26 protein-coding genes are annotated in these 24,590 nt (G+C 64.3%); 18 read left to right on the top strand and 8 right to left on the bottom strand.

From position 1 onward, the window contains the following. Positions 1 to 2: 2 nt before the first annotated feature. A complete protein-coding gene (locus tag NCS58_RS24580) occupies positions 3 to 1,040 on the top strand; it encodes a LacI family DNA-binding transcriptional regulator (RefSeq protein WP_061119181.1) in 1,038 nt (345 codons plus the stop codon). Here NCS58_RS24580 and NCS58_RS24575 read toward each other — a convergent pair whose 3' ends face one another. Continuing rightward, positions 1,041 to 1,619: a histidine phosphatase family protein gene (locus tag NCS58_RS24575; RefSeq protein ID WP_250477735.1), complete on the bottom strand. Its 579-nt coding sequence runs from the start codon at positions 1,617 to 1,619 to the stop codon at positions 1,041 to 1,043. It abuts the gene before it with no gap. Between the two features lie 102 nt (positions 1,620 to 1,721). Further along, positions 1,722 to 2,639, bottom strand: coding sequence for an NAD(+) diphosphatase (nudC, locus tag NCS58_RS24570; protein ID WP_061119179.1), 918 nt, complete (start codon positions 2,637 to 2,639; stop codon positions 1,722 to 1,724). 132 nt (positions 2,640 to 2,771) lie between these two features. On the opposite strand from nudC, the gene NCS58_RS24565 reads away from it, so the two are divergent. Then, a complete protein-coding gene (locus NCS58_RS24565) occupies positions 2,772 to 3,476 on the top strand; it encodes a glutathione S-transferase C-terminal domain-containing protein (protein ID WP_061119178.1) in 705 nt (234 codons plus the stop codon). Positions 3,477 to 3,540: 64 nt separating this feature from the next. Here NCS58_RS24565 and NCS58_RS24560 read toward each other — a convergent pair whose 3' ends face one another. Then, on the bottom strand, positions 3,541 to 4,053 hold the full coding sequence (locus NCS58_RS24560) for a response regulator transcription factor (RefSeq protein WP_061119177.1): 513 nt from the start codon (positions 4,051 to 4,053) through the stop codon (positions 3,541 to 3,543). Positions 4,054 to 4,276: 223 nt separating this feature from the next. Between NCS58_RS24560 and NCS58_RS24555 the strand changes: the two genes are divergently transcribed. The 4 genes from NCS58_RS24555 to NCS58_RS24540 all read left to right on the top strand — a co-directional run bounded on the left by NCS58_RS24555 (position 4,277) and on the right by NCS58_RS24540 (position 7,572). Then, the gene (locus NCS58_RS24555) at positions 4,277 to 4,936 is read left to right on the top strand and encodes a glutathione S-transferase family protein (protein WP_061119176.1); all 660 of its coding nucleotides are present in this window, start codon (positions 4,277 to 4,279) and stop codon (positions 4,934 to 4,936) included. Between the two features lie 26 nt (positions 4,937 to 4,962). After that, positions 4,963 to 5,679, top strand: coding sequence for a DUF899 family protein (locus NCS58_RS24550; protein ID WP_061119175.1), 717 nt, complete (start codon positions 4,963 to 4,965; stop codon positions 5,677 to 5,679). Between the two features lie 135 nt (positions 5,680 to 5,814). Beyond that, positions 5,815 to 6,441: a septal ring lytic transglycosylase RlpA family protein gene (locus tag NCS58_RS24545; protein WP_086961236.1), complete on the top strand. Its 627-nt coding sequence runs from the start codon at positions 5,815 to 5,817 to the stop codon at positions 6,439 to 6,441. Between the two features lie 69 nt (positions 6,442 to 6,510). Next, positions 6,511 to 7,572 carry a phytoene/squalene synthase family protein gene (locus NCS58_RS24540; RefSeq protein WP_061119174.1) on the top strand — a complete coding sequence of 354 codons (1,062 nt, stop codon included), beginning with the start codon at positions 6,511 to 6,513 and terminating at the stop codon, positions 7,570 to 7,572. On the opposite strand, the gene NCS58_RS24535 is transcribed toward NCS58_RS24540, so the two are convergent. After that, positions 7,550 to 8,401 carry a LysR substrate-binding domain-containing protein gene (locus tag NCS58_RS24535; protein ID WP_061119173.1) on the bottom strand — a complete coding sequence of 284 codons (852 nt, stop codon included), beginning with the start codon at positions 8,399 to 8,401 and terminating at the stop codon, positions 7,550 to 7,552. The two genes, NCS58_RS24540 and NCS58_RS24535, sit on opposite strands and share 23 nt — an antisense overlap. Before the next feature lie 104 nt (positions 8,402 to 8,505). Here NCS58_RS24535 and NCS58_RS24530 point away from each other — a divergent pair, with 104 nt between their 5' ends. After that, positions 8,506 to 9,375 carry an alpha/beta fold hydrolase gene (locus tag NCS58_RS24530; RefSeq protein ID WP_061119172.1) on the top strand — a complete coding sequence of 290 codons (870 nt, stop codon included), beginning with the start codon at positions 8,506 to 8,508 and terminating at the stop codon, positions 9,373 to 9,375. A 12-nt stretch (positions 9,376 to 9,387) separates the two neighbouring features. Here NCS58_RS24530 and NCS58_RS24525 read toward each other — a convergent pair whose 3' ends face one another. After that, positions 9,388 to 11,040, bottom strand: a complete 1,653-nt coding sequence (locus NCS58_RS24525) for a D-alanyl-D-alanine carboxypeptidase/D-alanyl-D-alanine-endopeptidase (protein ID WP_061119171.1) — start codon at positions 11,038 to 11,040, stop codon at positions 9,388 to 9,390. Positions 11,041 to 11,349: 309 nt separating this feature from the next. Here NCS58_RS24525 and NCS58_RS24520 point away from each other — a divergent pair, with 309 nt between their 5' ends. Together NCS58_RS24520 and NCS58_RS24515 are read left to right on the top strand one after the other, a co-directional pair. Further along, the gene (locus NCS58_RS24520) at positions 11,350 to 11,766 is read left to right on the top strand and encodes a hypothetical protein (protein WP_250477733.1); all 417 of its coding nucleotides are present in this window, start codon (positions 11,350 to 11,352) and stop codon (positions 11,764 to 11,766) included. A gap of 202 nt (positions 11,767 to 11,968) precedes the next feature. Then, on the top strand, positions 11,969 to 12,850 hold the full coding sequence (locus NCS58_RS24515) for a fructose bisphosphate aldolase (RefSeq protein WP_409219306.1): 882 nt from the start codon (positions 11,969 to 11,971) through the stop codon (positions 12,848 to 12,850). An 11-nt stretch (positions 12,851 to 12,861) separates the two neighbouring features. Here the strand turns inward: NCS58_RS24515 and NCS58_RS24510 are convergent, their stop codons facing one another. Further along, on the bottom strand, positions 12,862 to 14,091 hold the full coding sequence (locus tag NCS58_RS24510) for an NAD(P)/FAD-dependent oxidoreductase (protein ID WP_250477732.1): 1,230 nt from the start codon (positions 14,089 to 14,091) through the stop codon (positions 12,862 to 12,864). A gap of 254 nt (positions 14,092 to 14,345) precedes the next feature. On the opposite strand from NCS58_RS24510, the gene NCS58_RS24505 reads away from it, so the two are divergent. Next, positions 14,346 to 14,663, top strand: coding sequence for a DUF4148 domain-containing protein (locus tag NCS58_RS24505; RefSeq protein WP_250477731.1), 318 nt, complete (start codon positions 14,346 to 14,348; stop codon positions 14,661 to 14,663). Between the two features lie 70 nt (positions 14,664 to 14,733). Here NCS58_RS24505 and NCS58_RS24500 read toward each other — a convergent pair whose 3' ends face one another. Then, the gene (locus tag NCS58_RS24500; RefSeq protein ID WP_061119167.1) at positions 14,734 to 15,675 is read right to left on the bottom strand and encodes a LysR family transcriptional regulator; all 942 of its coding nucleotides are present in this window, start codon (positions 15,673 to 15,675) and stop codon (positions 14,734 to 14,736) included. A 112-nt stretch (positions 15,676 to 15,787) separates the two neighbouring features. On the opposite strand from NCS58_RS24500, the gene NCS58_RS24495 reads away from it, so the two are divergent. From NCS58_RS24495 to NCS58_RS24460, 8 genes are all read left to right on the top strand, one after another. Continuing rightward, positions 15,788 to 17,299 carry a CoA-acylating methylmalonate-semialdehyde dehydrogenase gene (locus NCS58_RS24495; RefSeq protein ID WP_061119166.1) on the top strand — a complete coding sequence of 504 codons (1,512 nt, stop codon included), beginning with the start codon at positions 15,788 to 15,790 and terminating at the stop codon, positions 17,297 to 17,299. 180 nt (positions 17,300 to 17,479) lie between these two features. Beyond that, the gene (locus tag NCS58_RS24490; RefSeq protein ID WP_061119165.1) at positions 17,480 to 18,394 is read left to right on the top strand and encodes a LysR family transcriptional regulator; all 915 of its coding nucleotides are present in this window, start codon (positions 17,480 to 17,482) and stop codon (positions 18,392 to 18,394) included. 29 nt (positions 18,395 to 18,423) lie between these two features. Further along, positions 18,424 to 19,515: a nitronate monooxygenase family protein gene (locus tag NCS58_RS24485; RefSeq protein ID WP_061119164.1), complete on the top strand. Its 1,092-nt coding sequence runs from the start codon at positions 18,424 to 18,426 to the stop codon at positions 19,513 to 19,515. 117 nt (positions 19,516 to 19,632) lie between these two features. After that, positions 19,633 to 20,571 carry a TauD/TfdA family dioxygenase gene (locus tag NCS58_RS24480; RefSeq protein WP_250538899.1) on the top strand — a complete coding sequence of 313 codons (939 nt, stop codon included), beginning with the start codon at positions 19,633 to 19,635 and terminating at the stop codon, positions 20,569 to 20,571. 63 nt (positions 20,572 to 20,634) lie between these two features. Continuing rightward, entirely contained in the window at positions 20,635 to 21,720 is a 1,086-nt protein-coding gene (locus tag NCS58_RS24475) for an ABC transporter substrate-binding protein (protein WP_061119162.1), read from the top strand. Next, positions 21,721 to 22,545, top strand: coding sequence for an ABC transporter permease (locus NCS58_RS24470; RefSeq protein ID WP_061119161.1), 825 nt, complete (start codon positions 21,721 to 21,723; stop codon positions 22,543 to 22,545). A gap of 10 nt (positions 22,546 to 22,555) precedes the next feature. Then, on the top strand, positions 22,556 to 23,338 hold the full coding sequence (locus NCS58_RS24465) for an ABC transporter permease (RefSeq protein WP_061119265.1): 783 nt from the start codon (positions 22,556 to 22,558) through the stop codon (positions 23,336 to 23,338). Between the two features lie 13 nt (positions 23,339 to 23,351). Continuing rightward, positions 23,352 to 24,122 (top strand): ABC transporter ATP-binding protein, encoded by a 771-nt coding sequence (locus NCS58_RS24460; protein ID WP_061119160.1) that lies wholly within the window; start codon positions 23,352 to 23,354, stop codon positions 24,120 to 24,122. Here the strand turns inward: NCS58_RS24460 and NCS58_RS24455 are convergent. After that, entirely contained in the window at positions 24,119 to 24,493 is a 375-nt protein-coding gene (locus NCS58_RS24455; protein ID WP_061119159.1) for an ester cyclase, read from the bottom strand. The two genes, NCS58_RS24460 and NCS58_RS24455, sit on opposite strands and share 4 nt — an antisense overlap. Positions 24,494 to 24,590 lie beyond the last annotated feature (97 nt).

Below are 24,590 nucleotides of genomic sequence, written 5' to 3'. Positions count from 1 at the left end.
AGATGGCCTCGACCAAACCGGACCTCACACGCACGCGCCGCGCGCGCACAGGCGCGAAAGGCGTGCGCATCACCGACGTGGCGGCATCCGCGGGCGTCTCGCCGATCACCGTCTCGCGCGTGTTCAACGCGCCCGGCACCGTCGCGCCCGAGACGCTCGCCCGCGTGCGCCACGCCGTCGCGGAACTGGGCTACGTGCCGAACCGGCTGGCCGGCGGGTTGTCATCGGCGAAATCGCGGCTGATCGCGGCGATCGTGCCCACCGTCGCGCACTCGCTCTTCTCCGAAACGGTGCAGGTTTTCAGCGATACGATGGCGCGCGCCGGCTATCAGGTGCTGCTCGGCCTGTCCGGCTACAGCGACGAAGACGAAGACGCGTTGCTCGACGCCGTGCTGAGCCGTCGTCCGGAAGGCGTGTTCCTGACGGGCGTCGCGCACACGCCGACGCTGCGAGACCGCCTGCGCAAGCTCGGCATTCCGATCGTCGAGACGTGGGACATGAGCGACGATCCGATCGACATGCTCGTCGGCTTTTCGCATGAGCACATCGGCGTGATGGTGGCCGAGCGCTTTCTCGCGCGCGGCACGCGCCGCCCCGCGCTCGTGTCCGCGAACGACCGGCGCGCGCTCGCGCGGCGGCGCGGTTTCGTCGAGACCCTCGAGAAACACGGCGTGAACGATGTCGCCGAAATACTGATGCCGCCGCCCAGTTCTGTCGCCCTCGGCAAGGAAGGCTTGCGGCGCGTGCTCGAAAGGCGCGCGGGCGTCGATGCGATCTTCTGCAGCTCCGATCTGCTCGCGCTCGGCGTCGTGTCCGAGGCGCGCCGGCTCGCGATCGACATTCCCGGGCGCATCGCCGTGTGCGGCTTCGGCGATCTCGAATTCACCGCCGACGCGATGCCCGCGCTCACGACCGTGCGCGTGGACCGCAAGCGCATCGGCGCGACGGCGGCGCGCTGTCTCATCGACAGGCTGGGCGGCGCGACCGGGGAAACGCGCGTCGATGTTGGCTTCGAGCTGGTCGAGCGCGAGACGCTCTGACTACGGCAGAAGATTCCACTTGATGATCGCGCGCACGTCGCGCTCGAAGCCGAGCACGCTCATCGCGGCGGTGTCCATCGCGAGATGCGCGCCGAGCGAGGGCGAGCCGGTCGCCCATTGCGCGCCGAACACGCGCGAGAAATGCGCGTGCGAAAAGAGCGCGATGTTCGTCGCGTTCGTTGCGAGCAGCGTGTCGATGAGCGCCTGCGCGCGCCTGCCGACATCGGCGAGACTCTCGCCTTCGGGAATCGGCGACGTCCACACCGACCAGTCCGGCACTTCTTCGCGAATATCCGGCGTCGTGCGGCCTTCGTAAATGCCGTAATTCCACTCGTGCAGTTCGGGTTCGACCTGCGCGAGACCGGAGAGACCCGCGAGGCGGCATGTTTCGATCGCGCGGTTCATCGGGCTCGTCAGCACGAGATCGAAGGTCTGGGACGCGAGGACCGGCGCGAGCGCGGTTGCCTGCTTGCGTCCGTCATCGGTGAGCGGGATGTCGGTCGTGCCGGTGTGCTGGCCCGACTTGCTCCATTCGGTTTCGCCATGCCGGATCAGCCAGATATGGACGCCGCCTTTCATGTTCATGTCGTTCACCCGGTGTCTGAGAAATGCGGTGCGCGCCCGCGCGTCACAGCCTGGAATTCTGCGCCGATCTCCGAAGGAACGCCGCGACGCTGCCTTTCAATCCAGCTCGCCTGTCGCGAACGCCTTCAGCAAATGATGCGCGATCGCGAACGGCTTGGGCGCCGACATGCCCGCTTCGTGCGTGCCGTCGAGCATCGCGGCGACTTCCTTGCGCGTGAACCAGCGCGCGTCTTCCAGTTCGTTCCTGTCGACGATGATCTCGGCGGTGGCGGCGCGCGCGAAGCAGCCGATCATCAGCGACGACGGAAACGGCCACGGCTGCGACGCGAAATAGCGCACGTCCGTGCAGCGGATGCCCGCTTCCTCCAGCACCTCGCGATACACCGCGTGCTCGAAGGTTTCGCCCGGCTCGATGAAACCCGCCAGCGCCGAATACATGCCCGGCAGGAATTGCGGCTGACGCCCGAGCAGGCAACGTTCTCCATCGGTGACGAGCATGATCACGACCGGATCGACGCGCGGAAAATGCTGCGCCTTGCAATTCGGACAGATGCGCCGCCAGCCCGCACCGGCGGAATCGGTCGGCTGGCCGCAGTTCGCGCAGAATCGGTGACGGCGATGCCAGTCGAGCATCGACCGCGCTTCGCCGAGCGCGCTGACGAGCCAGGGCGCCACGAGCCCTTGCATCGCGATGGGGCGCAGCTCGATCGCTTCGACTTCAGGAAGGCTTTCCGTCGCGTTGTCGAAAGAGGCCGCGAAAAGCGCGCGCGCTTCGGCGTCGCGGCCGAGAAACACTGTTTGCGATGGCGCGCCGGCCGCCGCCGCTTCCTGCGCGCTGAAGAGCGGATCGTGCCCGTCGATGCGCTTGAAGAGCGGCACGTTGTTCACGAAAAGCAGAAAGCGCGTGGACGGATCGTCGCGCAGGCTGGCGACGAACGCTTCGTCGTCGCGCTTTTCCGACACGCGATCGAGCGGATCGAGCGTAAAACCGATGGCATGAGGCGGCGTGGGCATAGTATTTTGCGTGTGTGGCGGCGCGTGACGGGAGAATGCCGAAACGCGCGCCGCGTGACGGGAAGCTGCGGGGCCAGTCGGCAATCGTAGCGAAGTTGGCGCGTCCTTGCAGGGCGACGCCCGGAGACGCCGATGATCACGCTGTATTCATATCCTCAGTTGTTCGGCCTCGAAGACAACAACCCGTTCGGGTTGAAGGTGTTCGCGTTCCTGAAGCTCGCGTGCCTGCCGTTCGGGCATCGTCATGTGCTCGACACGAGCGCCGCGCCGCGCGGCCAGCTTCCGTATCTCGTGGATGACGATGAAACCATCGGCGACAGCGATGCGATCATCGCGCATCTGAAACGCAAGTACGCGCTGACGCTCGACGACGCGCTCACCGCCCCGCAGCGCGACCTCGATCTGCTGATTCGCCGCACGCTCGACGATCTCTATTGGGTGATGTCGTATTCGCGCTGGCGCGACGACCGCTATTGGCCGCAGTTCCGCGCGGCGCTTCTGGAGCAGCATCCGGATATCGGCGGGGAGGCGCTCGAGGGCGCGCGAAAATACAACTTCGAGCGCTATCGGTATCAGGGCATCGGACGGTACGAGCCCGAGGCCGCGTATGCGCGCGGCATAGCGAGCCTTCAGGCGATGGCGAGCCTGCTCGGCGACGGGCCGTTCATGTTCGGCGCTGCGCCCGCGAGCATCGATTGCGCGTTGTATGGGTTTGTCGCGAGCATCTGGTTCTACGACATCGATACGCCTCTCAAGCAATTCGTCGCGACGCAGCGCAATCTCGTCGCGCATTGCGGCGCGACGCGCGCGCGCATGGGGCAAAGCGCGACGCCGTGAGGCTCGCTCCGGCGATGAGCGCCCGCGCTCGTGAAGCCGCCGGCACCGGTCGCCGCCGCTGCACTCAGAGCCGCGAATTGAACGGCCTGATGCTCATGCGCACGCCGTCATAGTCGGGCGCGGCATCGAATGAGACCGCGGCGCCGGTTGCGTCGCCGCAGCTCGCGATGCGCGGCGAGAGGACTTTCACCGCGCCGGAGAGCACCCGCTCGCACACGCGTTCGAACGCACGCGCTTCTTCGCGCGGGCTCACGAGGCCCGACGCGCCCGCTCGCTGCATATCGAGGAGCGCGTCGGGGTCGGTTTCGTCGGTGAAGATGACGACGGGCGTATCGGGAAACGTCCGGCGCAATTCGCGCAGCAGCGCGAAATCGTCCGCATGGCAGCCTTCCAGACCGCAGCCCAGCACGATCAGGTCGTAACTCGCGGTCCGCAGCCTCGCGAGCAATTGATCGGCGCTCTTGACGCATGCCGTGACCCGAAACCGCTCGTGCGACTCGAACCAGCTTTGCAGCCCATACAAAACGACAGGGCGATCGTCTGCAACGACGATACTAATTTTGTGTTCGCGCTTCATTTTTTTCGGCGGGCTCGACGGACAATGTATCCGCCGGCCGCGCTTCGGTTGCCTGAACCGCGCACGTTAGCAAATCAAAAGTCTCACGCTGCGCCGCACTACAAAATATATCGATTCCTTGTCGATTGGCGCGGTGGCCGTTCGTCGTCCAGATATCGGCGCTGCAATCGTCGCAGGCGCATCGCCGCGTTCCGAACCCGCTCGATAATCCGGAGGCTCTCAGATGAGCTTGCAACTCTATGCACACCCATTTTCTTCGTATTGTCAGAAAGTTCTGGTGGCGCTGTACGAAAACGGCACGCGCTTCGAATGGCGCGCGCTCACGCCCGAAACGCCGCAATGCATGGCTGAACTCGCCGAAATCTGGCCGATGAAGCGCTTTCCCGTGCTGGTCGATGACGGTCGGCCGGTGATCGAATCGACGGTGATCATCGAACACCTGGGGCTGTTCCACCCTGGCCCGGTGCGCCTCGTTCCCGATGATCCGCGTGCCGCGCTCGAAACGCGCTGGATGGATCGTTTCTTCGACAACTATGTGTCCACACCGCAGCAGAAGATCGTGTTCAACGCGATGCGCGATCCGAACGAGCGCGATGCGCGCGGCGTCGCCGATGCCCGCGCGATGCTCGACACGTCCTACGCCTTTCTCGATCGCAAAATGGCCACGCGCGAATGGGCGGCGGGCGACACCTTCAGCCTCGCCGATTGCGGCGCCGCGCCGTTTCTGTTCTATGCCGACTGGTCGCATCGAATCGGGGACGCGTATCCGAACGTGATCGCGTATCGCAAGCGCCTGCTCGCGCGGCCCTCGTTCGCTCGTGCCGTCGAGGAGGCGCGGCCGTATCGCGCGTTGTTTCCGCTCGGTGCGCCGGACCGCGACTGAGCTACTTGAGCCACAGGAGATCGGATATGAGCACGACCACGAATCACGTTCCCGCCGATGAACTCGCGAAGCGCGCCGCGATGAGGTTTCCCAACGAAAGCGCCGAGTATCGCCGGGCGCGCACCGCGTTGCTGGCCGAGGAAATCGAATTGCGCCGGCACATCGAGCGCGTCGCGCAGATGCGTCGCGCGCTGCCGCCCGGCGGCGAAGTGACAGGCGATTATCGATTCGAAGGCGAACGCGGCGCGGTCGATTTCGCGGGCCTTTTCGGCGACAAGGACACGCTCGTCACCTACAGCTACATGTTCGGGCCGCAGCGCGAACGGCCGTGTCCGATGTGCACGTCGCTGCTGTCGGCATGGGAGGGCGAGGCGCGCGACATCGAACAACGCGTGGCGCTCGCGGTGATCGCGCGTTCGCCGATCGCGAAGCTGGTGGCGTTCAAGACCGAGCGCGGCTGGCGCGATCTCAGGCTGTTTTCCGATACGAACGGCGCGTTCAGCCGCGACTATCACGCGATATCGAAAGAAGGCGGCGATGAGCCCGCGCTCAACGTTTTCACGCGGCGCGACGGCGTGATCCGGCATTTCTGGAGCGGCGAGATGGATTTCGCTACCGCCGATCCCGGCGAGGATCCGCGCGGCGCGCCTGATCTGATGCCGCTCTGGACCGTGCTCGACATGACGCCCGAAGGACGCGGCACGGACTGGTACCCGAAGCTGGACTACGGGCCGCGGACGTAAGGGAATGCAGTGCGCCGCCGGCGCTTCGTCTGCAAAGATGGGTCATATCTTCGGCGCACGCGTCAACTTCCAGGCGAGGCGCGCGTTGTGAGCGAGTCGATGAAATGCGTCGGCATTTCATGGAGAAACTCGCTAATGCAGAACAACGGACCCATCATGCAGTGGCAGGCGGCGCGCGTGGCCGCTATCGCGGCTTCCGGCGCGTGCGCCACATTGAACGGATGCGCGAACCAGCCGGACATCCCGTCGAAGGAAGCGGACTCGGCGTCGATCCTCACCGAAAGCGCTCACATCGCGGAGTCGATGCCCGCTCAGGAAAGCCACGCCCTCGATGCCGAGCCGCTCGACTACCGCAACGCCCGGACGAAGACGGTTCCGAATATCGGCTGGGCGTCGTATTACAGCAAGAAGTTTCAGGGGCGCAGAACGGCCAGCGGCGAACGCTACGACATGCACGCGTTGACGGCGGCGCATCGCACATTGCCGCTCGGCTCGTATGTGCGCGTCAGCAATCTCGCGAAGACGAAGTCGATTGTCGTGCGCATCAACGATCGGGGCCCGTTCGTGAAAGGCCGCATGATCGATCTGTCTTTCGCGGCGGCTGTCGAACTCGGTCTGCAACGCGCGGGAAGCGCGCAGGTGATCCTCGAACCGGTCGATCGGCCCGTCGCGCTGGCGTCGGCGTCCCGCGCGCCGCAACGCATCATGCTGCGCATCGAGCCTCATCCGCGGCATCGAAAGAAGCACGCAACGCCTCATTGACACGCGGACGGATACAATGCGGCGGCGCGCGATCATCGCGCTTCCGGCCGCCGTCATTCGATCCAAGTCATGAACCATTCGCCTCGGGCCTTTCTGCTGGGCCCGCTTCTGAAGCGCGTATCGCGATCGTTCTACCTCACGCTGCGCATCTTGCCGAGGGGCATGCGCGATCCCATCGGGCTTGCGTATCTGCTGGCGCGCGCCGCCGACACGATTGCGGATACATCGCTGATCTCGCCGCAACGCCGTCTGGAATTGCTGCTTTCGCTGCGCGCACAAGTCAATGGCGCGCCCGATGACGGCGCGCTCGCGCGCATCGCCGGCGAAGTCGCGGGACAGCAGGCGCAGCCGGATGAGCGCGCGCTGCTCGAAAGCCTGAGCGCCGCGCTCGCGATCCTGCCGCAACTGGGCGCGCAGGATCAGGCCGCGGTTCGCGAGATCGTCACGACGCTCAGCACCGGCATGGAGTTCGATTTGCGCACGTTCCCCGACGAGACATCGGGCGAGATCGTCGCGTTGAGGCAATTCGAAGAACTCGATCGCTACACGTATCTCGTCGCGGGCTGCGTCGGCGAGTTCTGGACGACGATGACCTACGCGCACATGCCAGGCGTGCTCGAGGCCGCGCCCGATACGATGCTCGCGCTCGGCGTGCGCTTCGGCAAGGCGCTGCAGATGACCAACGTGCTGCGCGATTGCGCGCGCGATCTGCGCATCGGCCGCTGCTATCTGCCCGAATCGATGCTCGCGCGTCACGGGCTGACGCCGCAGGATGTGTTGCGGCCGGAGTCGTCGGCGCGTGCGCGGCCCGTGCTGTTCGAATTGCTGCGCACGTCGCTCGCACTCTTTCAGGACGCGGTCGATTACACGCTCGCAATTCCATCGAGCGCCGTTCGTCTGCGACTCGCCTGTCTCTGGCCGATCATGATCGGCCTCGACACACTCGTGCTGCTCGCGCGTAACGATGCGTGGCTCGATCCCGGCCGGATCTCGAAAGTGCGGCGCAACGACGTGTATCGCATCATGGCGGCATCGTTGCCGATGGTGGCATCGAACGGCATGCTGCGCGCGTGGACCTCGCGCCGCATCCGTGCAATAGAGCGGGAGATCAGCGCCGCAGTTCGGCCATGATGCGCTCGGCGAGGAAGTCGCAAGGCGGGCGTCTGGACGCCGCGCTGCGCGCGAGCACCACTTCGAGCGTGCCGATCTCGGGCAGACCTTGCGCCGGCCCGAGCAGCGTGAAGTGCGCGGGCACCGCGCATTTCGCGAGCGGCGTCACGGCGAGGCCCGCTTCGGCCATCGTCAGCAGACCGAGCAGGCTCGGGCTTTCATACGACGTGCGATAGCCGATGCGCGCGCGCTCGAGACTCCGGATCGCATTCTCGCGGGCGACGCTGCCCGGCAGGAACACCGCGATCGGCAAGGGCCGCTCTTTCCAGATTTCGGTGGCGCCGGGCGCCGCGGCCCAGACCATCGGCTCGTGGCGCAGGAATTCGCCGGACAAGCCCTTCACGCGCGTCGCGCAGACGAGATCGACCGTGCCGTCCTTCACCATCGGCGCGAGCGCGAGGCTCGGCAGGCCGACCACCTGAATCTCGACCTTCGGATACGTCGCCGAGAATTTCTTGAGGATCGGCGGAAACAGCGACGACGCGTAATCGTCCGGCACGCCGATCACCACGCGCCCGGTCACGTCCGGCCGCACCACCGCCGCCCACGCCTCGTCGCGCAGCGCGATCATGCGGCGCGCGTAGGTGAGCAGCACCTCGCCGTCCTGCGTCGGCACCACGCTGCGCGGCTTGCGTACGAAAAGCGGCTTGCCGAGCGCGGTTTCCAGCGTCTTGATCTGCATGCTCACCGCCGATTGCGAGCGATGAACGAGCTCCGCCGCCCGGCTGATGTTGCCGGTATCGGCGACGGCGACGATCATCGAAAGGACATCCAGATCGAGCGCTTTCATGGGTGAACGACCGTTTGGTATCAGAAAACCTGAACGATTCTATCAAAATTATGCGTTTTTCTTTTGCTTCGGCGCGGCGCATAGTCGCATCAAAGGAGCGAATCATGAACGCGCGAACCGATCTTTCCGTCCTCACCGCTGTACAAGGCTTGCCCGAACCGTCGTTCGCCACGACGGCAACCGGCGTCTCGATGCCGTATGTCGAGTGCGGCGAGGGCGAACCGCTCGTGTTCGTGCATGGATCGCTATGCGACTACCGCTACTGGAGCGCGCAGATTCTTCCGCTGGCGAAGCAGTTTCGTTGCATCGCGCCGAGCCTGTCGCATTACTGGCCGGCCGTCGATGCGTTCGTGCAGGGCGAGTTCGGCTGGGAAACGCACGTCGCCGAGATGGCCGGGTTCATCGAATCGCTCGATCTCGCGCCGGTGCATCTCGTCGGGCATTCGCGCGGCGGCTGCATTGCGTTTCATCTGGCGCGCGAATACCCGCGGCTCGTGAAGACGCTCACGCTCGCCGATCCGGGCGGCCCGCTGCACATCGCGCCGCAGGCCGTGTCCGCCACGCTGCCGCCTGCGACCAACGCGCTGCGCGCACGCGTGGCCGAGCTGATCGAAGAGGGCGAATTCGATCGCGGCCTCGAAATGTTCGTGGATTCGGTCAGCATGCCGGGCTTCTGGAAGAAAAGCACGGAGAGCTTCCGGCGCATGGCGCTCGACAACGCGCTCACGCTGCCGAGGCAATTTCGCGATCCCTTGCCCGCCTACACGCGTGAGGCGGCGCGCGACATCAAGTGCCGCACCTTGCTCATCGACGGGCAGAAAAGCCCGCGTATGTTTCGCAACAACGTCGAGAAGCTCGAGGAGTGGATCGAGTTCGCGGAGCGTCAGACGATCGCGGGGGCATCGCACGGGATGAACGTCGCGAGCCCCGGCGCGTTCAATCGCGCGGTGCTGGCGTTCGCCGGCGCGTGGTGAATCGAACGCGGGTCATTGCAGCTTCCAGATGTTCGCCGCGATCGTGCCCTGGTCGTTGAACACGTTGAGGATGTCGGGCACATCGGCGATCGGCACGTTGTTCACCATCAGCGCAAACGCGAGCCGGCGTCCGCTCTTCGCGTCGATATAGCCCGCGAGCGCCTGTCCCTTGAGCGTCGTCTGGATCTGGCCGTTCGCCAGCTCGGTGCCGCTCGCGTAAGTGCCCGTTTTCGCGTAGACCTTGCCTTTCGCACCCGCGAGCGTCGGATCGCTTTCGAATGCCGTGGTGCTTGCGAGCGAGCCATCGACGCCGAGGAACGGCAGCGAATCCACATACGCCGGGAAGACCGGACGGCCGTTCATCGCGCGCAACATCGCGATGACCGCGAGCGGCGTCGCCGTCGTCTCGCCGCCGCCGCTGCCGTCGATGAAATGCGTCTGGCTCATCGGCACATTGAACGGCGCGGCCGACAGCTTCGCATTCTCGGCGGCGAGCGCCGCATTGAGCGTGGTCGAGCCGTTGTTCGCAACGCCGAAGAGCATCAGGCTCGTGTCCGCGCCGATGTTATAGCTCACCTTCAAGATCCACTTCGAATATTCGCCGTACGGCTGCGACGTGAGCTGCGCGACGCGCGTATCGGCGGCATACGCGTTCTTCGCGGGCAGCAGTTGCACCGGATTGCTCTCGACGGCGGGCGCGGTGACCGTGACGCCCGCGCGCGCGAGCGCGTCGATGAGCACCGAGCGCGCATAGTTCGACGGCTGCGTGATGCGAAACGTGCGGATCACCGGGAAGCTGGGCACGATCGGCGGCACGTAGTCCGCCGGAATCGAGCCGCTCAGCACGCCGCCGCAGGGCAGCGTGCCGAAGCAGGTGGGATCCGCGGGCGTGACCTTGATCGTCGCGGGCGTGCCTGCCGCGCCCGTCATGAGCGTGGACTGAACGGTGAATGCCGATGACTTCGGCCGGTAATCCACCGGCGACGCCGCCCCCGCGCTGCCCTGACCGATGATCGTATCTACCACGTCGTCGTTCACGAAGATCGGCCGCAAATCGAACTCGCCGCGAAAGTCGAAGGGATCGAAAAGGCGATCGTCAATCACGACTTCGCCGTTGATCTTTTTGATGCCCGATGCCGCCACCTGCGCCGCGAGCGAGTCGTAGCCCGCGAGCGGATCGGGCGCCGTGATCTGCGCGTTGCCGAGACTGTTCGCCTCGTTGTGGTCGAAGTTGGTCCAGGCGAGCGTGCCGTCGGGATTCGTGCGGCCGCCCATCGAGAGATCGCCGCTCGCGACGAGCACGAGGTTGCCATTGAGCGTGCCGCTCGCATCGACCGTACCGAGCCGATACACCGGCGTCTGAAACTGATGCGACGCGCCGTATTGATCGAGCGCGGCGCCGAGCGAAAAGAGCTTGCGCACCGAGGCGACATACACCTGCGCGTTCGAATTCATGTCGTAGACGAGATCGCCCGAGTTCAGGTCGACGACGCGCAGCGCCCACGTCGAGCCCTGATACATGGGCTTTTTCATGATCTGCGTGATGGCGTCGGGGACGGACGTATCAGTGGAATCGGAACCGCCGCATGCGGCGACGGATGCGACGAGCGCGCATGAGAGCGCGAGAGCGGCAGCGCGTGCCGGACTTCCTGAAAGCGGGTACATGACGCGGCTCCGATAAAGGCACATCGCGCTCCACCTGGAGCGAACATCCGATACGTCGGGACTGCTTCACTGCGCTGACAGGAGATGTCGGCGGCCGTCCGCCATTTTGCAGGCGCGGTGTGTGAATTAAATACCGTACACGAGCTGTGTCAAGCGAGGGCTATCGCGAATCGAGTGCGTTAGGCAAGCGCTTTTTGTACGATTTCACGAACGCTTTTCGTCTGCTTGTTGTGACGCGACAACGGAAAAACGTTTGGCGCGGGCTAACATCTTCGGCACCTCATCGCGAAGAAGAGGACATTTGTGAGCATGGCCCACGACGATCTCGATGCATGGAAACGCCGGCGCACGCTGGAACTGGCGTTCGAGCTGGCCGATAGCGGCCGCTATGAAGATTTCACCGACATCGCCTATGCGCTGCAATTCGAGCGCGGCATGGCCACCGCCCAGGCGCTGATCGACGACCCCGATATGCGCCGCGTGCTCAATCAACGCTGCGGCGACGCGCGTGAAAAGCGCGCTCCGCTTTCCGAGTACGAGGCGATCGAAGCGGAACCTGTGCAGGTCGACGAACCGGTCGATGAACCGGTCGCGGAATCATCGAACGATCATGCGCAAATGCCGCAAACCGCCGGCTTCGACCGCGCGCCTTCTTTGCTTCGCCGCGCGCTGGGCTTCGTCTGGCGTTCCGGCAACGCCGGCGATCTCAAATCCGCCGCTTCCTGATCTTTTCAATCGCAGGCCGTGCATGAACGCACGGCTAACGCGCGGTTGCGCCCCTTTTGCGCACGAATGGCGGATTTGCACGACTTTGGCGCCCGCCAAAACCATTACACTTGAGGAAGCTGAACCATAAGCCCGGACTATGCACGCGCGCATCGTCCGGAGTTTGAACTTCGAGGAGGAAACGTTCGTGGCTAATGAGAAGATGCTCGCGCAAATGGCTGAGAAGGATGGTTTCATTGCTGCTCTGGATCAGAGCGGTGGATCGACGCCCGGCGCGCTACGGCAATACGGAATCCCGGATGACGCCTACAGCGGCGACGCCGAAATGTTCAAGCTGATGCATGAAATGCGCGTGCGCATCATGACCGCGCCTTCATTTACGGGCAAGAAGGTAATCGGTGCAATTCTTTTCGAGCGCACAATGGACGGCGAAGCAGAAGGCAAGCCGGTCCCCACGTTCCTGTGGGAAGACCGTGGCATCGTGCCGTTCCTGAAGGTCGACAAGGGCCTCGAAACCGAAGCCGACGGCGTGCAGGTGATGAAGCCGATTCCCGGCCTCGACGATCTGCTCGCGCGCGCCGTGAAGCTCGGCGTGTTCGGCACGAAGATGCGCTCGGTGATCCATCAGGCCGATGAGAAGGGCATCGCGGCGGTGGCGAAGCAGCAGTTCGAGGTGGGCGCGCAGATCATCAAGCACGGCCTCGTGCCGATTCTCGAACCCGAAGTCTCGATCAAGAGCCCGGACAAGAAGGGCGCGGAAAAGATTCTGCGCGACGAATTGCTCAAGGGCCTCGACGCGCTGCCGGAATCGAGCAAGGTGATGATCAAGCTGACCATTCCGGACGAGGCGGATTTCTATCGGCCGCTGATCGAGCATCCGCGTGTCGTGCGTGTCGTCGCGCTGTCGGGCGGCTATACGCGCAGCGACGCGTGCAAGAAGCTCGAGCAGAACCACGGCATGATCGCGAGCTTCTCGCGCGCGCTCATCAACGAGCTGAAGAAGTCGATGAGCGACAGCGAGTTCGACAAGACGCTCGAACAGTCGATTGACGAGATCTACGACGCGTCCGTGAAGAAGGCCTGATTCTTCAGCCCTTATCCTCGTTCGGTCGGCGGCGGCGTTTGCACGACGGGCGCCGCCGCCCGGAAGAGATCCTCGCGCGTGCCGCTTCTCGGCGGATAGATGCGCTCGCCGTTGATCGTGCGCTTCGTCGCCTTCGCCGTCTCGCCCTCGGAGACGAGCAACCTGTCCCAACCTTCCGTATACACCGCGCCCCACGGCCCGAGATCGCAGATGGTCGTGTACCAGTCGATCGATAGCGGCAGCATCTCGAGTCCGAAGAGATCGCAGACGGCGTTGTTGCCCGCGTAACGTCCCATCGGCCGGCCATGCTGGCATGACATCACCGAAGGCCGCGTGCCGTCGATCAGCACGCGCGCGCAATCGCCGGCCGCGAACACGCCCGGCACGCCTTCCGCGCGCAGGAATGAATCGACCGGCACGCGGCCGAGCGGATCGAGCGTGACCGGCAGTTGCGCCGCCAGCGCGTTCGCATGCATGCCGCCGCACCAGACGACCGTCGCGGCCGCGATGCGCTCGCTCGCGGTGCCGTCGTGGAGCGTCACGCTCTGGCCGTCGAGCGATTCGAGCGACACACCGGCACGCGTTTCGACATCGAGCGTCTTCAGTGCGCCTTCGATGACATGCTGTGCGCCGCCCATCGACTGCGCGATCTTCGGCGAGCGATCCGCGAGCACGACGCGCACCTTGTCGCGATCGCCTGCCGCCACGATCTCGCGCAGCCGCGCGGGCAACTCGGCCGCGAGCTCGATGCCCGTCAATCCCGCGCCGACGACGACCGCCGTATAGCGGCCCGGCGTATCGGGCAGTGCGGGCAGCGTCAGCAGATGCGCCTGCAGCTTGCACGCGCCCGCGTAGGTATCGACATCGAACGAGAAGCGGTCGAGGCCGGGAATCGGCGGGCGCACGAGCACGCTGCCCGCCGCGAGAATCAGCCGGTCGTAATCGAGCGATTCGGACGCACCGTCATGCTCGATCGTCACGCGGCGGCTGGCACTGTCGATATGGGTGGCCTTCGCCTGAATCAGCCGCACGCCTGCGGGCCTGAGCACGGTGTCGAGTTGCACGAGCGTCGGGTCGAGCGGCTGCTCGTAGTTGCGCACTCGCACGCTATGAAACGGCTCGGGATTGACGATGGCGACTTCGGCTTCGCCGGTGCAATCGAGTTCATCCAGCTTGCGCGCGGCCGACAACGCGCTCCACAGGCCGGCGAAGCCCGCACCGATCACAAGGATTCGTTTCAAGGTCATTCCCCTGAAGAGACGATCGTTCGTGCTATGCGCCACTTGCGGTGGCCGCTCTGTTCTTCGTTATAGGCGATTCGGAGGTCGTCGGTTCGTGGCGGTTGCATGGATTAGGCGGATTTTCGCCAAAAGTGATTTCGCCGTTTAGGTATTTACCCTAAAACGTGCGATACCTAAACTCTGTTCAACGGTCGCGAGCGTGCCAGCCAACACAGCGCGGAAGCGGCAATTCAAAACTTCCAGGAGGAAGCATCATGAACAAGTTCATCGGTATTGCAGCGGTCGCTCTCGCTTTTGCCGCTCCGGTCGCGTCGTTCGCGCAATCGAATCAGCCTTTGACGCGCGCGGAAGTCCGCGAACAAATCGTGCAACTGGAGAAGGCCGGCTATAACCCAGGCGTGGTCAGCGACTCCAGGTATCCCGCTGATATCCAGGCCGCCGAAGCACGCGTCGCTGCGCAGAACGGCGCCGCGCGGAGCGCATTCGGCGGTGCGGCGGAAGGCTCGGCGCAATCGGGCGCCCACATTAATGCGATCGAGAGTGAGGTTTTCCCGACGTTCGCGCATCACTAAGCAACAAGGGCTCCAACAAAACGCGCCCGCATGAAAGCGGGCGCGTTTTTGCCGTTCAGAGCAGTTCGATTTAAAGCGGAAACCCACCCGCAAAAGCCTCGCGCAAATATCCGATGAAAAGCGCAACCGCGCGCGGCACATGCGGCGCATACGGCCGCACCACGAATAGCTGATCGGCGAACGCGCCGACCGGACGCCACTCCGGTAGCAGCACGACGAGCTTGCCCGCCTGCACGGCGGCTTGCGCGGTGAAATCAGGCAGCAGCGCAATGCCGAGATCGTCGAGCGCGGCATCGCGCAACACTTCGCTGTTATTCGCCGCGAACGGCCCGTTCACCGCGAGCGTATAGGGCCCGGTCGAACTCTTGCGCGAGCCCTTTCTCTGAAACGACCAGATGCTCGACGCCTGCGGGCGCGGATAGACGAGGCAATCGTGCGTGGCGAGGTCGTCCGGTGTCGCGGGCGTGCCGCGCCGCTTCAGATACGCACGCGTCGCCACGATCACCGAATGCGTATCGCACAACTTCCACGCGACATGCGTATCCGGCACCTGCGCGCTATGCCGCACCGCGAGATCGAAGCCTTCGGTCGCGATCGAACTCAGCTTGTCCGAGGCCTCCAGTTGCACGCGCACTTCGGGATGCGCATGCAGAAATCCCGACATGCGCGGCACGAGTTGCTGCCGCGAAAAGGCCATCGGCGCGGTCACGCGGATCAGGCCGCGCGCGATGCCCGCCGTTTCCTTCACGCTCAGGAAACTCGACGCAATGCGCTCGTATTGCTCGCGCGTATCGTCGACGAGCCTTCGGCCCGCCTCCGTGAAGCGCACGCTGCGCGTCGTGCGCGTGACGAGCGGCACGCCTGCCGCGCGCTCCAGCTCCGCGATGCGCTGGCTCATCGCCGCTTTCGATACGTTCAGGCGCGCCGCCGCCGCCGTGTAGCTGCCTTGTTCCGCGAGCACCGTCAACCAGTGCAAATGGGTCCAGAGACCTTCGATCTTTTGCTCGTCCATCAGCCGATTGTTCGCCGATATAAACAATGAGTTCAATCATAGCGTCTTTGCAGCGGACGAGACGCTTCTTACACTGTGTAGAGTGCCAAACCAGTCAGACAGAGGAGTCGAGATGCAAGCGTTCAACGATACGGCCGACGTAGTCCATTACATTCACGGCGAGCGCACGCATGGCTCGGCCACGCGCACGCAGCCGGTGTTCAATCCCGCGACGGGCGAGCGCCCGCGCAAGCTCGTGCTGGGCGAAGCCGCCGATGTCGATGCAGCCGTCGCGAGCGCGAAAGCCGCGTTCCCGGCCTGGCGGGACATGCCGCCGATCCGCCGCGCGCGCGTCATGCTCAAGTTCCTCGAACTCATGAACAAGCATCGCGACGAGCTCGCCGCAATCATCACCGCGGAGCACGGCAAAGTGTTCTCGGATGCCCAGGGCGAAGTGTCGCGCGGCATCGACGTGATCGAATTCGCATGCGGCATTCCGCAACTGCTGAAGGGCGATTACACCGAACAGGTCTCCACCGGCATCGACAACTGGACGACGCGCCAGCCGCTCGGCATCGTCGCGGGCATCACGCCGTTCAACTTCCCGTGCATGGTGCCGTGCTGGATGTTCCCGGTCGCAATCGCGGCGGGCAACGCGTTCATCCTGAAGCCGAGCGAGCGCGATCCGTCGGCGTCGTTGTTCATGGCCGATCTGCTCAAGCAAGCCGGCCTGCCCGACGGCATCTTCAACGTCGTGCAGGGCGACAAGGTCGTCGTCGATGCTTTGCTCACGCATCCGCAAGTGAAGGCGATCAGCTTCGTCGGCTCGACGCCGATCGCGAACTACATCTACGAGACGGGCGCGAAGCACGGCAAGCGCGTGCAGGCGCTTGGCGGCGCGAAGAATCACATGGTCGTGATGCCCGATGCCGATATCGAACAAGCCGTGGATGCCCTGATCGGCGCGGGCTACGGTTCGGCGGGCGAGCGCTGCATGGCGATCTCGGTCGCGGTGCTCGTGGGCGATGTCGCCGACAAGATCGTGCCGAAGCTTGCCGAGCGCGCGAAGCAGCTCAAGATCAGAAACGGCATGGAGTCCGATGCGGAAATGGGCCCGATCGTCACGCGCGCCGCACTGGAGCGCATCGAAGGCTATATCGCGCTTGGCGTGGACGAAGGCGCGAAGCTCGTCGTAGATGGCCGCGGCTACAAGGTTCCGGGCCATGAAGACGGCTTCTTCACGGGCGGCACGCTGTTCGATCACGTCACGCCTGACATGCGCATCTACAAGGAAGAGATCTTCGGCCCCGTGCTCGCATGCGTGCGCGTGAAGGATTTCGGCGAAGCGGTCGATCTCGTCAACGAACACGAGTTCGGCAACGGCGTTGCGTGCTATACGCGCGATGGTCACATCGCTCGTGAGTTCGGGCGACGCATCGAAGTGGGCATGGTCGGCATCAATGTGCCGATTCCGGTGCCGATGGCATGGCACGGGTTCGGCGGCTGGAAGCGCAGTCTCTTCGGCGACATGCACGCGTACGGCGAGGAAGGCGTGCGCTTCTACACGAAGCAGAAGTCGATCATGCAGCGCTGGCCCGAGAGCACGGAGAAGGGCGCGGAATTCGCGATGCCGACCGCGAAGTAAGGCGTCACCCAACGTATGAATATCGCCCGCTTTTTCCCGTGTGGAAGAAGCGGGCGATTGTTTTTGGGGCTTGCGCGGCCGATCTGTTCCCGTGCGTCACAAGTCAAATGAAACGGCGTCGGTTGACCGTGCGGCCGCAAGCGCGGAAGATGCAGCGACAACGACGCGAAGCCCATCGACATGCAGCGGCAATTCGACGATCTTCTTCTCGGCAGCATCGAACTCTTCTGCCTCGCCGCGGAACTCGGCAGCTTCACGCTGGCCGCAACGGCGGCGAGCGTCACGCCCGCCGCGGTGAGCCGCTCTGTCGCGCGGCTGGAAAAACGCCTCGACGTGCGGCTTTTCGTGCGCACGACGCGCCAGATCCGACTGACCGATGCGGGCCGCCGCTACTTCGAGCAATGCCGCGACGCGCTCAATCGTCTTGCGGAAGCGGAGCGCGAGGCCACCGGCCAGCAGACCACGCCGAAGGGCGTGCTGCGCATCAGCATGCCGACGCCTTACGGCCACTATCGCATGCTGCCGTTGCTCGCGGAGTTCAGAAAGCGCTATCCCGAAGTGACCGTCGAGGCGCATCTGAGCAACCGCAACATCGACTTTGCCGACGAAGGTTTCGATCTGGCGATACGCGGCCGCGCGCCACGCGATTCCGGACTGATCGCGCGCAAGCTGGAAGATGCGGAACTCGTCGTCGTGGCATCGCCGGGTTATCTGAAGCGCTCTGGCACGCCCAGGCGCATCGAGGACTTGCTCGAACACGAATGCATTCAGTTCGAGATGCCGAGCACCGGGCGCCCGGTGCCATGGCTCTTCATGCAGAACGGCGACGCGGTAGAGATCACGACAGAAGGGGGCTACGGCACCTCCGGCGATGCGCTCGCGGGCATTCCGCTCGCAGGTCACGGCGCGGGCCTTTTTCAGACCTATCGCTTCACCGTCGAGGAGGAGTTGCGCGCGGGCACGCTGACTGAGGTGCTGCCCGAGTTCGGCGGCTGCAGCAGACCGTTCATCCTGCTGTATCCGCATGGCAGGCATTTGTCGTCGCGCGTGCGGGCTTTCGTGGACTTCGTCGTCGAGAAGCTCGCGACGCGCTGAATCATGCAATGTTTAAAGGATGCATATCCATGAGCAAGAACGCATTGACATCGTTACTCGGCATCGATACGCCGATCATCCAGGCGCCGATGGCAGGCGTGAGCACGCCCGCGCTCGCGGCGGCCGTATCGAATGCGGGCGGGCTCGGCTCGCTCGGCGTCGGCGCGATGAACGCGCAGGGCGCGCGCAAGGTGATCCGCGAGACGCGCGAACTCACCAGCAGGCCGTTCAACATCAACGTCTTCTGTCATGCGCCCGCCAGCGCCGAGCCCGCCGTCGAGAAGGCCTGGACCGAATGGCTCGCGCCTGTGTTCGCGCAATACGGCGCGACGCCGCCCGCGAAGCTGAGCGAGATTTACACGAGCTTCGTCGTCGATGACGCGATGCTCGAAGTTTTCGTCGATGAAAAGCCGGCTATCGTGAGCTTTCACTTCGGCTTGCCGTCGAAGGAATATATCGATGCATTGCGCGGGGCCGGCATCAAACTGATTGCGTCTGCAACTAACGTTCGAGAGGCCCAGCAGCTCGTTACGGCGGGCATGGATGCGATCGTCGCACAGGGCATCGAAGCGGGCGGGCATCGCGGCACCTTCGACCCAGAAGCCTGCGACGACAACCTCGGCACCTTCGCGCTGACGCGCCTTCTTGCAAGCAGGTTCGATGTGCCGGTGATCGCGGCGGGCGGCATCATGGATGGCGCGGGCATCGCGGCTGCGCTGGCGCTCGGCGCGCAGGCGGCGCAGCTCGGCACGGCGTTCGTGCCGTGCACGGAGACGTCGATCGACGAAGGCTATCGTCGCGCGATTCTCAGCGATGCAGCGGACCATACGACATTCACCGCTGCAATCTCGGGCCGCAAGGCGCGCGGCCTCGTCAACAAGTTCACCGAGTTGGGGCGCGGCGCGCATGCACCGGCGGTTCCCGCGTATCCCATCGCCTACGATGCGGGCAAGTCGCTGCACGCGGCCGCTAAAGCGAAAGGCGAATTCGGTTACGGCGCGCAGTGGGCCGGGCAGGCGGCCGCGCTCGTGCGCGAGTTGCCCGCCGCCGAACTGATGGCGCGACTGGAGGCGGAATTGCAGCAAAGCATCGCGGGCCTGCAGCAATACATATCTCGCTGATCGCTTTAATGCTTAGTCGAAACGCTTCGTTGGTCGAGCGTGCTGTCGATGCTTCAATGTTTTCGTCGCATCCACTGCGGCCTGCATCCGACAAACGCATATCAACGGAGTTTTTCGATGTCCGATTTCCCCACGCTCGCCGCCGAATCCCCGCTTCAGGCCGTCACGTCGAATGAACCGGTCCAGGTGCGCCCAATCGGCGGGCGCATCGGAGCGGAAGTGCGCGGCGTGACGCTTTCCGCCGATCTCGACGACAACGCGATCGCCGCAATCAACCAGGCGTTGCTCGAACATAAAGTGCTCTTTTTTCGCGGCCAGTCGCATCTCGACGATGCCGCGCAGGAAGCCTTCGCCGCGCGCTTCGGCGAGACCGTCGCGCATCCGACGGTGCCGTCGCTTTCGAACGGCAGCCGCCTGCTCGAACTCGATTCGAAGCACGGCACGCGCGCGAACTCCTGGCATACGGACGTTACCTTCGTCGATGCGTATCCGAAGATCTCGATTCTTCGCGGCGTCGTGATTCCGCCCGCGGGAGGCGATACGGTATGGGCCAACACCGCCGCCGCATACGCGAATCTGCCGCAAGCCCTGCGCGATCTCGCCGACAAGCTGTGGGCGCTGCATTCGAATACCTACGACTATGCCGCGACACGTCACGTGCCCGACACGGAATCCGAGCGCGAGTATCGCAAGCAGTTCACCTCGACGCTCTACGAGACGGAGCATCCGGTCGTGCGCGTGCATCCTGAAACGGGTGAGCGCACCCTCGTGCTGGGGCACTTCGTGCAGCGCTTCATCGGCCTGTCGCAGCGCGATTCGGATCGACTGATCGAACTGTTCCACGACCACGTCACGCGTCTGGAGAACACGGTGCGCTGGCGCTGGACGCAAGGTGACGTCGCCATCTGGGACAACCGCGCGACTCAGCATTACGCGGTGGCCGATTACGGCGACGCGCATCGCGTCGTGCGCCGCGCGACCGTGCATGGCGACGTGCCCGTGGGCATCGACGGGCGCAGGAGCCGCATCGTCAGGCAGGAAACCCGCAGCGTCTGACGCGCCTTATGCACCGGCGATGACGCTTCATCGCCGGCGGTCCACACACTCTCTCATTGCACGATGACACTACGATCCAAGCTCTTCGTCGGCGCGGCGACGTTGTTCGCTGCGCTCATCGGTCCCGCGCATGCCGCCGATCCGGCGGTGGTGCGCATCGGCGTCGCGCAGCAGGGCAGCGGCGATCCGCCGACCTTCGGCGGCTCACCGGCCGCGACCGCGCAGTTGCAGCATCGTGTCGAGGATGCGTTGCGGCCCGAGCAGCTCAAGGTCGAATGGATCTTCTTCAAAGGCGCGGGACCGGCCGTGAACGAAGCGCTCGCGAACAAGCAGATCGATTTCGCGTATCAGGGCGATCTGCCTGCCGTGATCGGCCGCGCGAACGGATTGAAGACGCATCTGCTGGTGGCGTCCAACGTGCGCGCCGGCGTCTATCTCGCCGTGCCGCCCGATTCCGATATCAAGAGCGTGAAGGATCTCAAGGGCAAGCGCGTCGCCATCTTTCGCGGGACGAACCTGCAACTCGTCGCCGATAACGTGCTGAAGCAAAACGGCCTCAGCGAGCGCGATCTGCGCGTGATCAATCTCGATACCGCTGCTGCACAGGCCGCGCTCGCATCGAAGGGCGTCGATGCGGTATTCCTCGACTATTCGCTCTTCAAGCTGCAGCGTCAGGGGCTCGCGAAGATCGTCTATGCATCGCGCGACGACGGCTTGCAGCTCACGCGCCAGGCGCATCTGCTCGTGCTCGACGACTTCGAAAACGCGCATCCCGATACCGTGCAGAAAGTCGTGACCGCGGTCGTTCAGGCGGCGTACTGGTCGTCCGACGAAGCGAACCGCAACGCGCTCTTCGCGCTGTGGTCGAAGAGCGGCATTCCCCCTGAATCGTGGGCTTCGGAGTATGCGAATCAGCCGTTGAAGGATCGCAACTCGCCGCTCATCGACCCGTTCCTCGTCGCGCGCTATCAATCCGTCGCCGACGATGCGCTGCGTTTGAACCTGATCCGCCAGCCCGTCAGCGTGAACGGATGGTTCGAGCCGAAGTATCTCGATCAGGCATTGAAGTCGCTGAAGCTCGAAGCATACTGGCCGCGTTTCGATGCCTCGGGCAAGCCTGCCGGCGAACGTCTCGCGGAGAACAGGTAAATGGCCAACGCCCTGACGCGTGTATTTCTTCCGGCATATCGCGCGCGCAGGACGCTGCCGGGCGATACGTTGCGCTCGATCGGCTGGACTGCGTTGCCGTGGATCGTGCCCATCGCTTTGGCCTTGCTATGGATGACGGGTTCGCGATACGGCTGGATTTCCGCGCAGGTGTTGCCGCCGCCCGCGCTCGTGTTCGAAACGCTCGGCGCGCTCCTGAAGAACGGCGAGCTATGGATCCACGTGTGGGCAAGCATGACGCGTGCCGCCGTGGGCTTCGGCGGTGGCGTGGCGCTCGGCATCTTGCTGGGCGGTTTGCTGGGCCTGTCGCGCACGTTCGAGGCTTACGTGCTGCCGAGCTTCAATGCGATCGTGCAGGTGCCCGTGCTCGGCTGGCTGCCGTTCCTCATGATCGTCGTCGGCATCGGCGAGCCGCTGAAGTATCTGCTGATCGGGCACGCGGCGCTCGTTCCCGTCACGCTGTCCACGTTGCAAGGCTTTCGCGGCACGCCGCGCGCATTGCAGGAAGTCGCGGCGGTGTATCGCTATTCGCGCTGGCAGGTGATTGCGCGCGTGACCTTGCCTTCGGCGATACCCGTCATCGGCACCGGCGTGCGGCTCGCGTTCACGAAGGCGTGGCTGACGCTCGTCGTCGTCGAACTCGTGGCATCGTCGGAAGGGCTTGGTTATCTCATCGTGTACGGACGACAGCTCTTTCAGCTCGATCTCGTGCTGGCCGCGGTTCTGATCGTCGGTGCAATCGGTTATGCGGCGGATCGTCTGCTCAATGTTTTCGAGCGCAGGCTTCAGCGCGGCCGCTCGGTTTGAGGATCAACAGATGTCGACACTGGATTGGGAAGCCGGAACAGTCAAAGGATCGTGGCGCGGGCTCGTGCTGCCGGTCGCCGCGCTCGCGGTGTGGTGGATCGTGTCGCGCGGCGCGCAAGCCGGGCACGGCGTGATGGTTTCGCCCGCACAGGTCTGGGATACCGCCGTCGAGCAGGTTCGAAGCGGCGCGCTCGTGCGGGCGTTGTCCGCATCGCTTGCGCGTGAATTGACAGGGTTCGCGATCGGCACGGGTCTCGGCCTCGCGCTCGGCGCGCTGCTCGGCATCTCGAAGCTCGCGAATCGCGCGATTGCGCCGAGCTTCAACACCTTCAAGCAGGTTTCGCTGTTCGCGTGGATCCCGCTGATTTCCGTCTGGTTCGGTCTGGGCGATGTCGCGAAGGTCGTGTTCCTTTCGCTCGCGGCACTCGTGCCGGTCGTGATGCACACGAGCGATGGCATTCGCGCGGTGCCGGTCAACTGGCTCGATGTGGCGCGGGCATATCGCTATGGCCGGTTGCAGACGCTGGCGTACGTGGTGTTGCCCGCCGCGTTGCCTTCGATCTTCACGGGCGTGTATCTCGCGCTCATCTATTCGTGGCTCGCGACGCTCGGGGCGGAGTATCTGCTCGTCGCGGGCAGCGGGATCGGCAATACGCTTGTCGATGGCAGCGAGCAATTTCGCATGGATCTCGTCGTGTTCGGCGTGATCGTGGTCGGTTTGACGGGGTGGGCGCTGAATGCCTTGGCGCGCGGCGTGCAGCGGCGCTGGTTCGAGACGTCGCGCGCGGCTTGAGGAGAATCCAGTAATGACGACGGCAATCGGGCAGGACAGCGGTCTGACGCTGCGGCATGTGAGCAAGCGCTTCAACGACGATGCGGCGCCCCCGGTGCTCGATCGCATCGACTTGTCGATTGCGAGCGGCGAGTTCGTGAGCATCGTCGGGGCGAGCGGGTGCGGCAAGTCGACGTTGCTGCGGCTCATCGCAGGGCTGGACGGCGATCACGAAGGCGAGATCGAGTTCGACGGCAAGCGCGTCGTGACCACCGATTTGTCGCGCGGGATCGTGTTTCAGGACCATCGGCTGTTTCCGTGGCTCGATGTCGCGCAGAACGTGGCCGTTGCGTTGCGCAATGCGCCGCTGTCGAAAGCGGAGAAAGCGCGGGCGGTGGCGGAACATGTCGAGCTCGTCGGGTTGAAGGGATACGAGCGGCATTATCCGCATCAGTTGTCGGGCGGGATGGCGCAGCGTGTGGCGATTGCGCGCGGGCTCGTCAATCGGCCGCGATTGCTGCTGCTCGATGAACCTTTCGGCGCGCTCGATGCGCTCACGCGCAGCCGTTTGCAACTGGAATTGCAACGCATATGGGAGCGGGAACGAATCACGATGGTGCTCGTCACGCACGATGTGGAAGAGGCAGTACTGCTCTCGGATCGGATCGTGGTGATGCAGGCGCGGCCCGGGCGCATCGGCGAAGTGATCGACGTGGGATTGGCGAGGCCGCGGAAGGTGGGGGATCGCGAGGTCGCCGGGTTGAGGGACGACATCGTCGATACGTTCTTCACGGAAGCCGCCTAAAGCTGCGCCTCGATCGCAGCTTTGTCGATGACGGACCAGACCTTGGCGATTTTCCCTTCGCGGAATTCGTAGAACACGTTCTCGCAGAAAACGACGCGTTTTCCGTCGATGCGCAGTCCCATGAATTCCCCTACCGGCGTGCATTCGAACCGCAACCGGCACGCGACGCGCGGCGGCTCTTCAATCAGCAGTTGAATATCGAAGAGGAGATCCGGTATCTCGCGAAAGTCTTTTTTCAGCATTTCGCGGTAATCATCGAGCGTCAGCGCCCGCTCGTTGTACTGCACCGCGTCGTGAACGTATGTGCCGAGATTCGGCCAGTCCTGCGCGTTCAGACAGGCAATGTAGCCGCGATAGAGATCTGAAAGCATGGGATGCGCTCCGGTTAGGGGCGATGTCTGTACGCCTCGAGCCGACGCGAGGACGAGTTGGGTTGTGAGTCGCTTACTTCGCGGTCCAGTGCCACGG

Origin of the sequence: Caballeronia sp. INML3B, from assembly GCF_023631305.1 — a bacterium.
Lineage (GTDB): Bacteria > Pseudomonadota > Gammaproteobacteria > Burkholderiales > Burkholderiaceae > Caballeronia > Caballeronia turbans.
This window is presented reverse-complemented; position numbering and strand designations above follow the sequence as displayed.

Coding starts and splice junctions, on each gene's coding strand:
- NCS58_RS24580 (WP_061119181.1), top strand. CDS start 3: ATGGCCTCGACCAAACCGGACCTCACACGCACGCGCCGCGCGCGCACA.
- NCS58_RS24575 (WP_250477735.1), bottom strand. CDS start 1,619: ATGAAAGGCGGCGTCCATATCTGGCTGATCCGGCATGGCGAAACCGAA.
- nudC (WP_061119179.1), bottom strand. CDS start 2,639: ATGCCCACGCCGCCTCATGCCATCGGTTTTACGCTCGATCCGCTCGAT.
- NCS58_RS24565 (WP_061119178.1), top strand. CDS start 2,772: ATGATCACGCTGTATTCATATCCTCAGTTGTTCGGCCTCGAAGACAAC.
- NCS58_RS24560 (WP_061119177.1), bottom strand. CDS start 4,053: ATGAAGCGCGAACACAAAATTAGTATCGTCGTTGCAGACGATCGCCCT.
- NCS58_RS24555 (WP_061119176.1), top strand. CDS start 4,277: ATGAGCTTGCAACTCTATGCACACCCATTTTCTTCGTATTGTCAGAAA.
- NCS58_RS24550 (WP_061119175.1), top strand. CDS start 4,963: ATGAGCACGACCACGAATCACGTTCCCGCCGATGAACTCGCGAAGCGC.
- NCS58_RS24545 (WP_086961236.1), top strand. CDS start 5,815: ATGCAGAACAACGGACCCATCATGCAGTGGCAGGCGGCGCGCGTGGCC.
- NCS58_RS24540 (WP_061119174.1), top strand. CDS start 6,511: ATGAACCATTCGCCTCGGGCCTTTCTGCTGGGCCCGCTTCTGAAGCGC.
- NCS58_RS24535 (WP_061119173.1), bottom strand. CDS start 8,401: ATGAAAGCGCTCGATCTGGATGTCCTTTCGATGATCGTCGCCGTCGCC.
- NCS58_RS24530 (WP_061119172.1), top strand. CDS start 8,506: ATGAACGCGCGAACCGATCTTTCCGTCCTCACCGCTGTACAAGGCTTG.
- NCS58_RS24525 (WP_061119171.1), bottom strand. CDS start 11,040: ATGTACCCGCTTTCAGGAAGTCCGGCACGCGCTGCCGCTCTCGCGCTC.
- NCS58_RS24520 (WP_250477733.1), top strand. CDS start 11,350: ATGGCCCACGACGATCTCGATGCATGGAAACGCCGGCGCACGCTGGAA.
- NCS58_RS24515 (WP_409219306.1), top strand. CDS start 11,969: ATGCTCGCGCAAATGGCTGAGAAGGATGGTTTCATTGCTGCTCTGGAT.
- NCS58_RS24505 (WP_250477731.1), top strand. CDS start 14,346: ATGAACAAGTTCATCGGTATTGCAGCGGTCGCTCTCGCTTTTGCCGCT.
- NCS58_RS24500 (WP_061119167.1), bottom strand. CDS start 15,675: ATGGACGAGCAAAAGATCGAAGGTCTCTGGACCCATTTGCACTGGTTG.
- NCS58_RS24495 (WP_061119166.1), top strand. CDS start 15,788: ATGCAAGCGTTCAACGATACGGCCGACGTAGTCCATTACATTCACGGC.
- NCS58_RS24490 (WP_061119165.1), top strand. CDS start 17,480: ATGCAGCGGCAATTCGACGATCTTCTTCTCGGCAGCATCGAACTCTTC.
- NCS58_RS24485 (WP_061119164.1), top strand. CDS start 18,424: ATGAGCAAGAACGCATTGACATCGTTACTCGGCATCGATACGCCGATC.
- NCS58_RS24480 (WP_250538899.1), top strand. CDS start 19,633: ATGTCCGATTTCCCCACGCTCGCCGCCGAATCCCCGCTTCAGGCCGTC.
- NCS58_RS24475 (WP_061119162.1), top strand. CDS start 20,635: ATGACACTACGATCCAAGCTCTTCGTCGGCGCGGCGACGTTGTTCGCT.
- NCS58_RS24470 (WP_061119161.1), top strand. CDS start 21,721: ATGGCCAACGCCCTGACGCGTGTATTTCTTCCGGCATATCGCGCGCGC.
- NCS58_RS24465 (WP_061119265.1), top strand. CDS start 22,556: ATGTCGACACTGGATTGGGAAGCCGGAACAGTCAAAGGATCGTGGCGC.
- NCS58_RS24460 (WP_061119160.1), top strand. CDS start 23,352: ATGACGACGGCAATCGGGCAGGACAGCGGTCTGACGCTGCGGCATGTG.
- NCS58_RS24455 (WP_061119159.1), bottom strand. CDS start 24,493: ATGCTTTCAGATCTCTATCGCGGCTACATTGCCTGTCTGAACGCGCAG.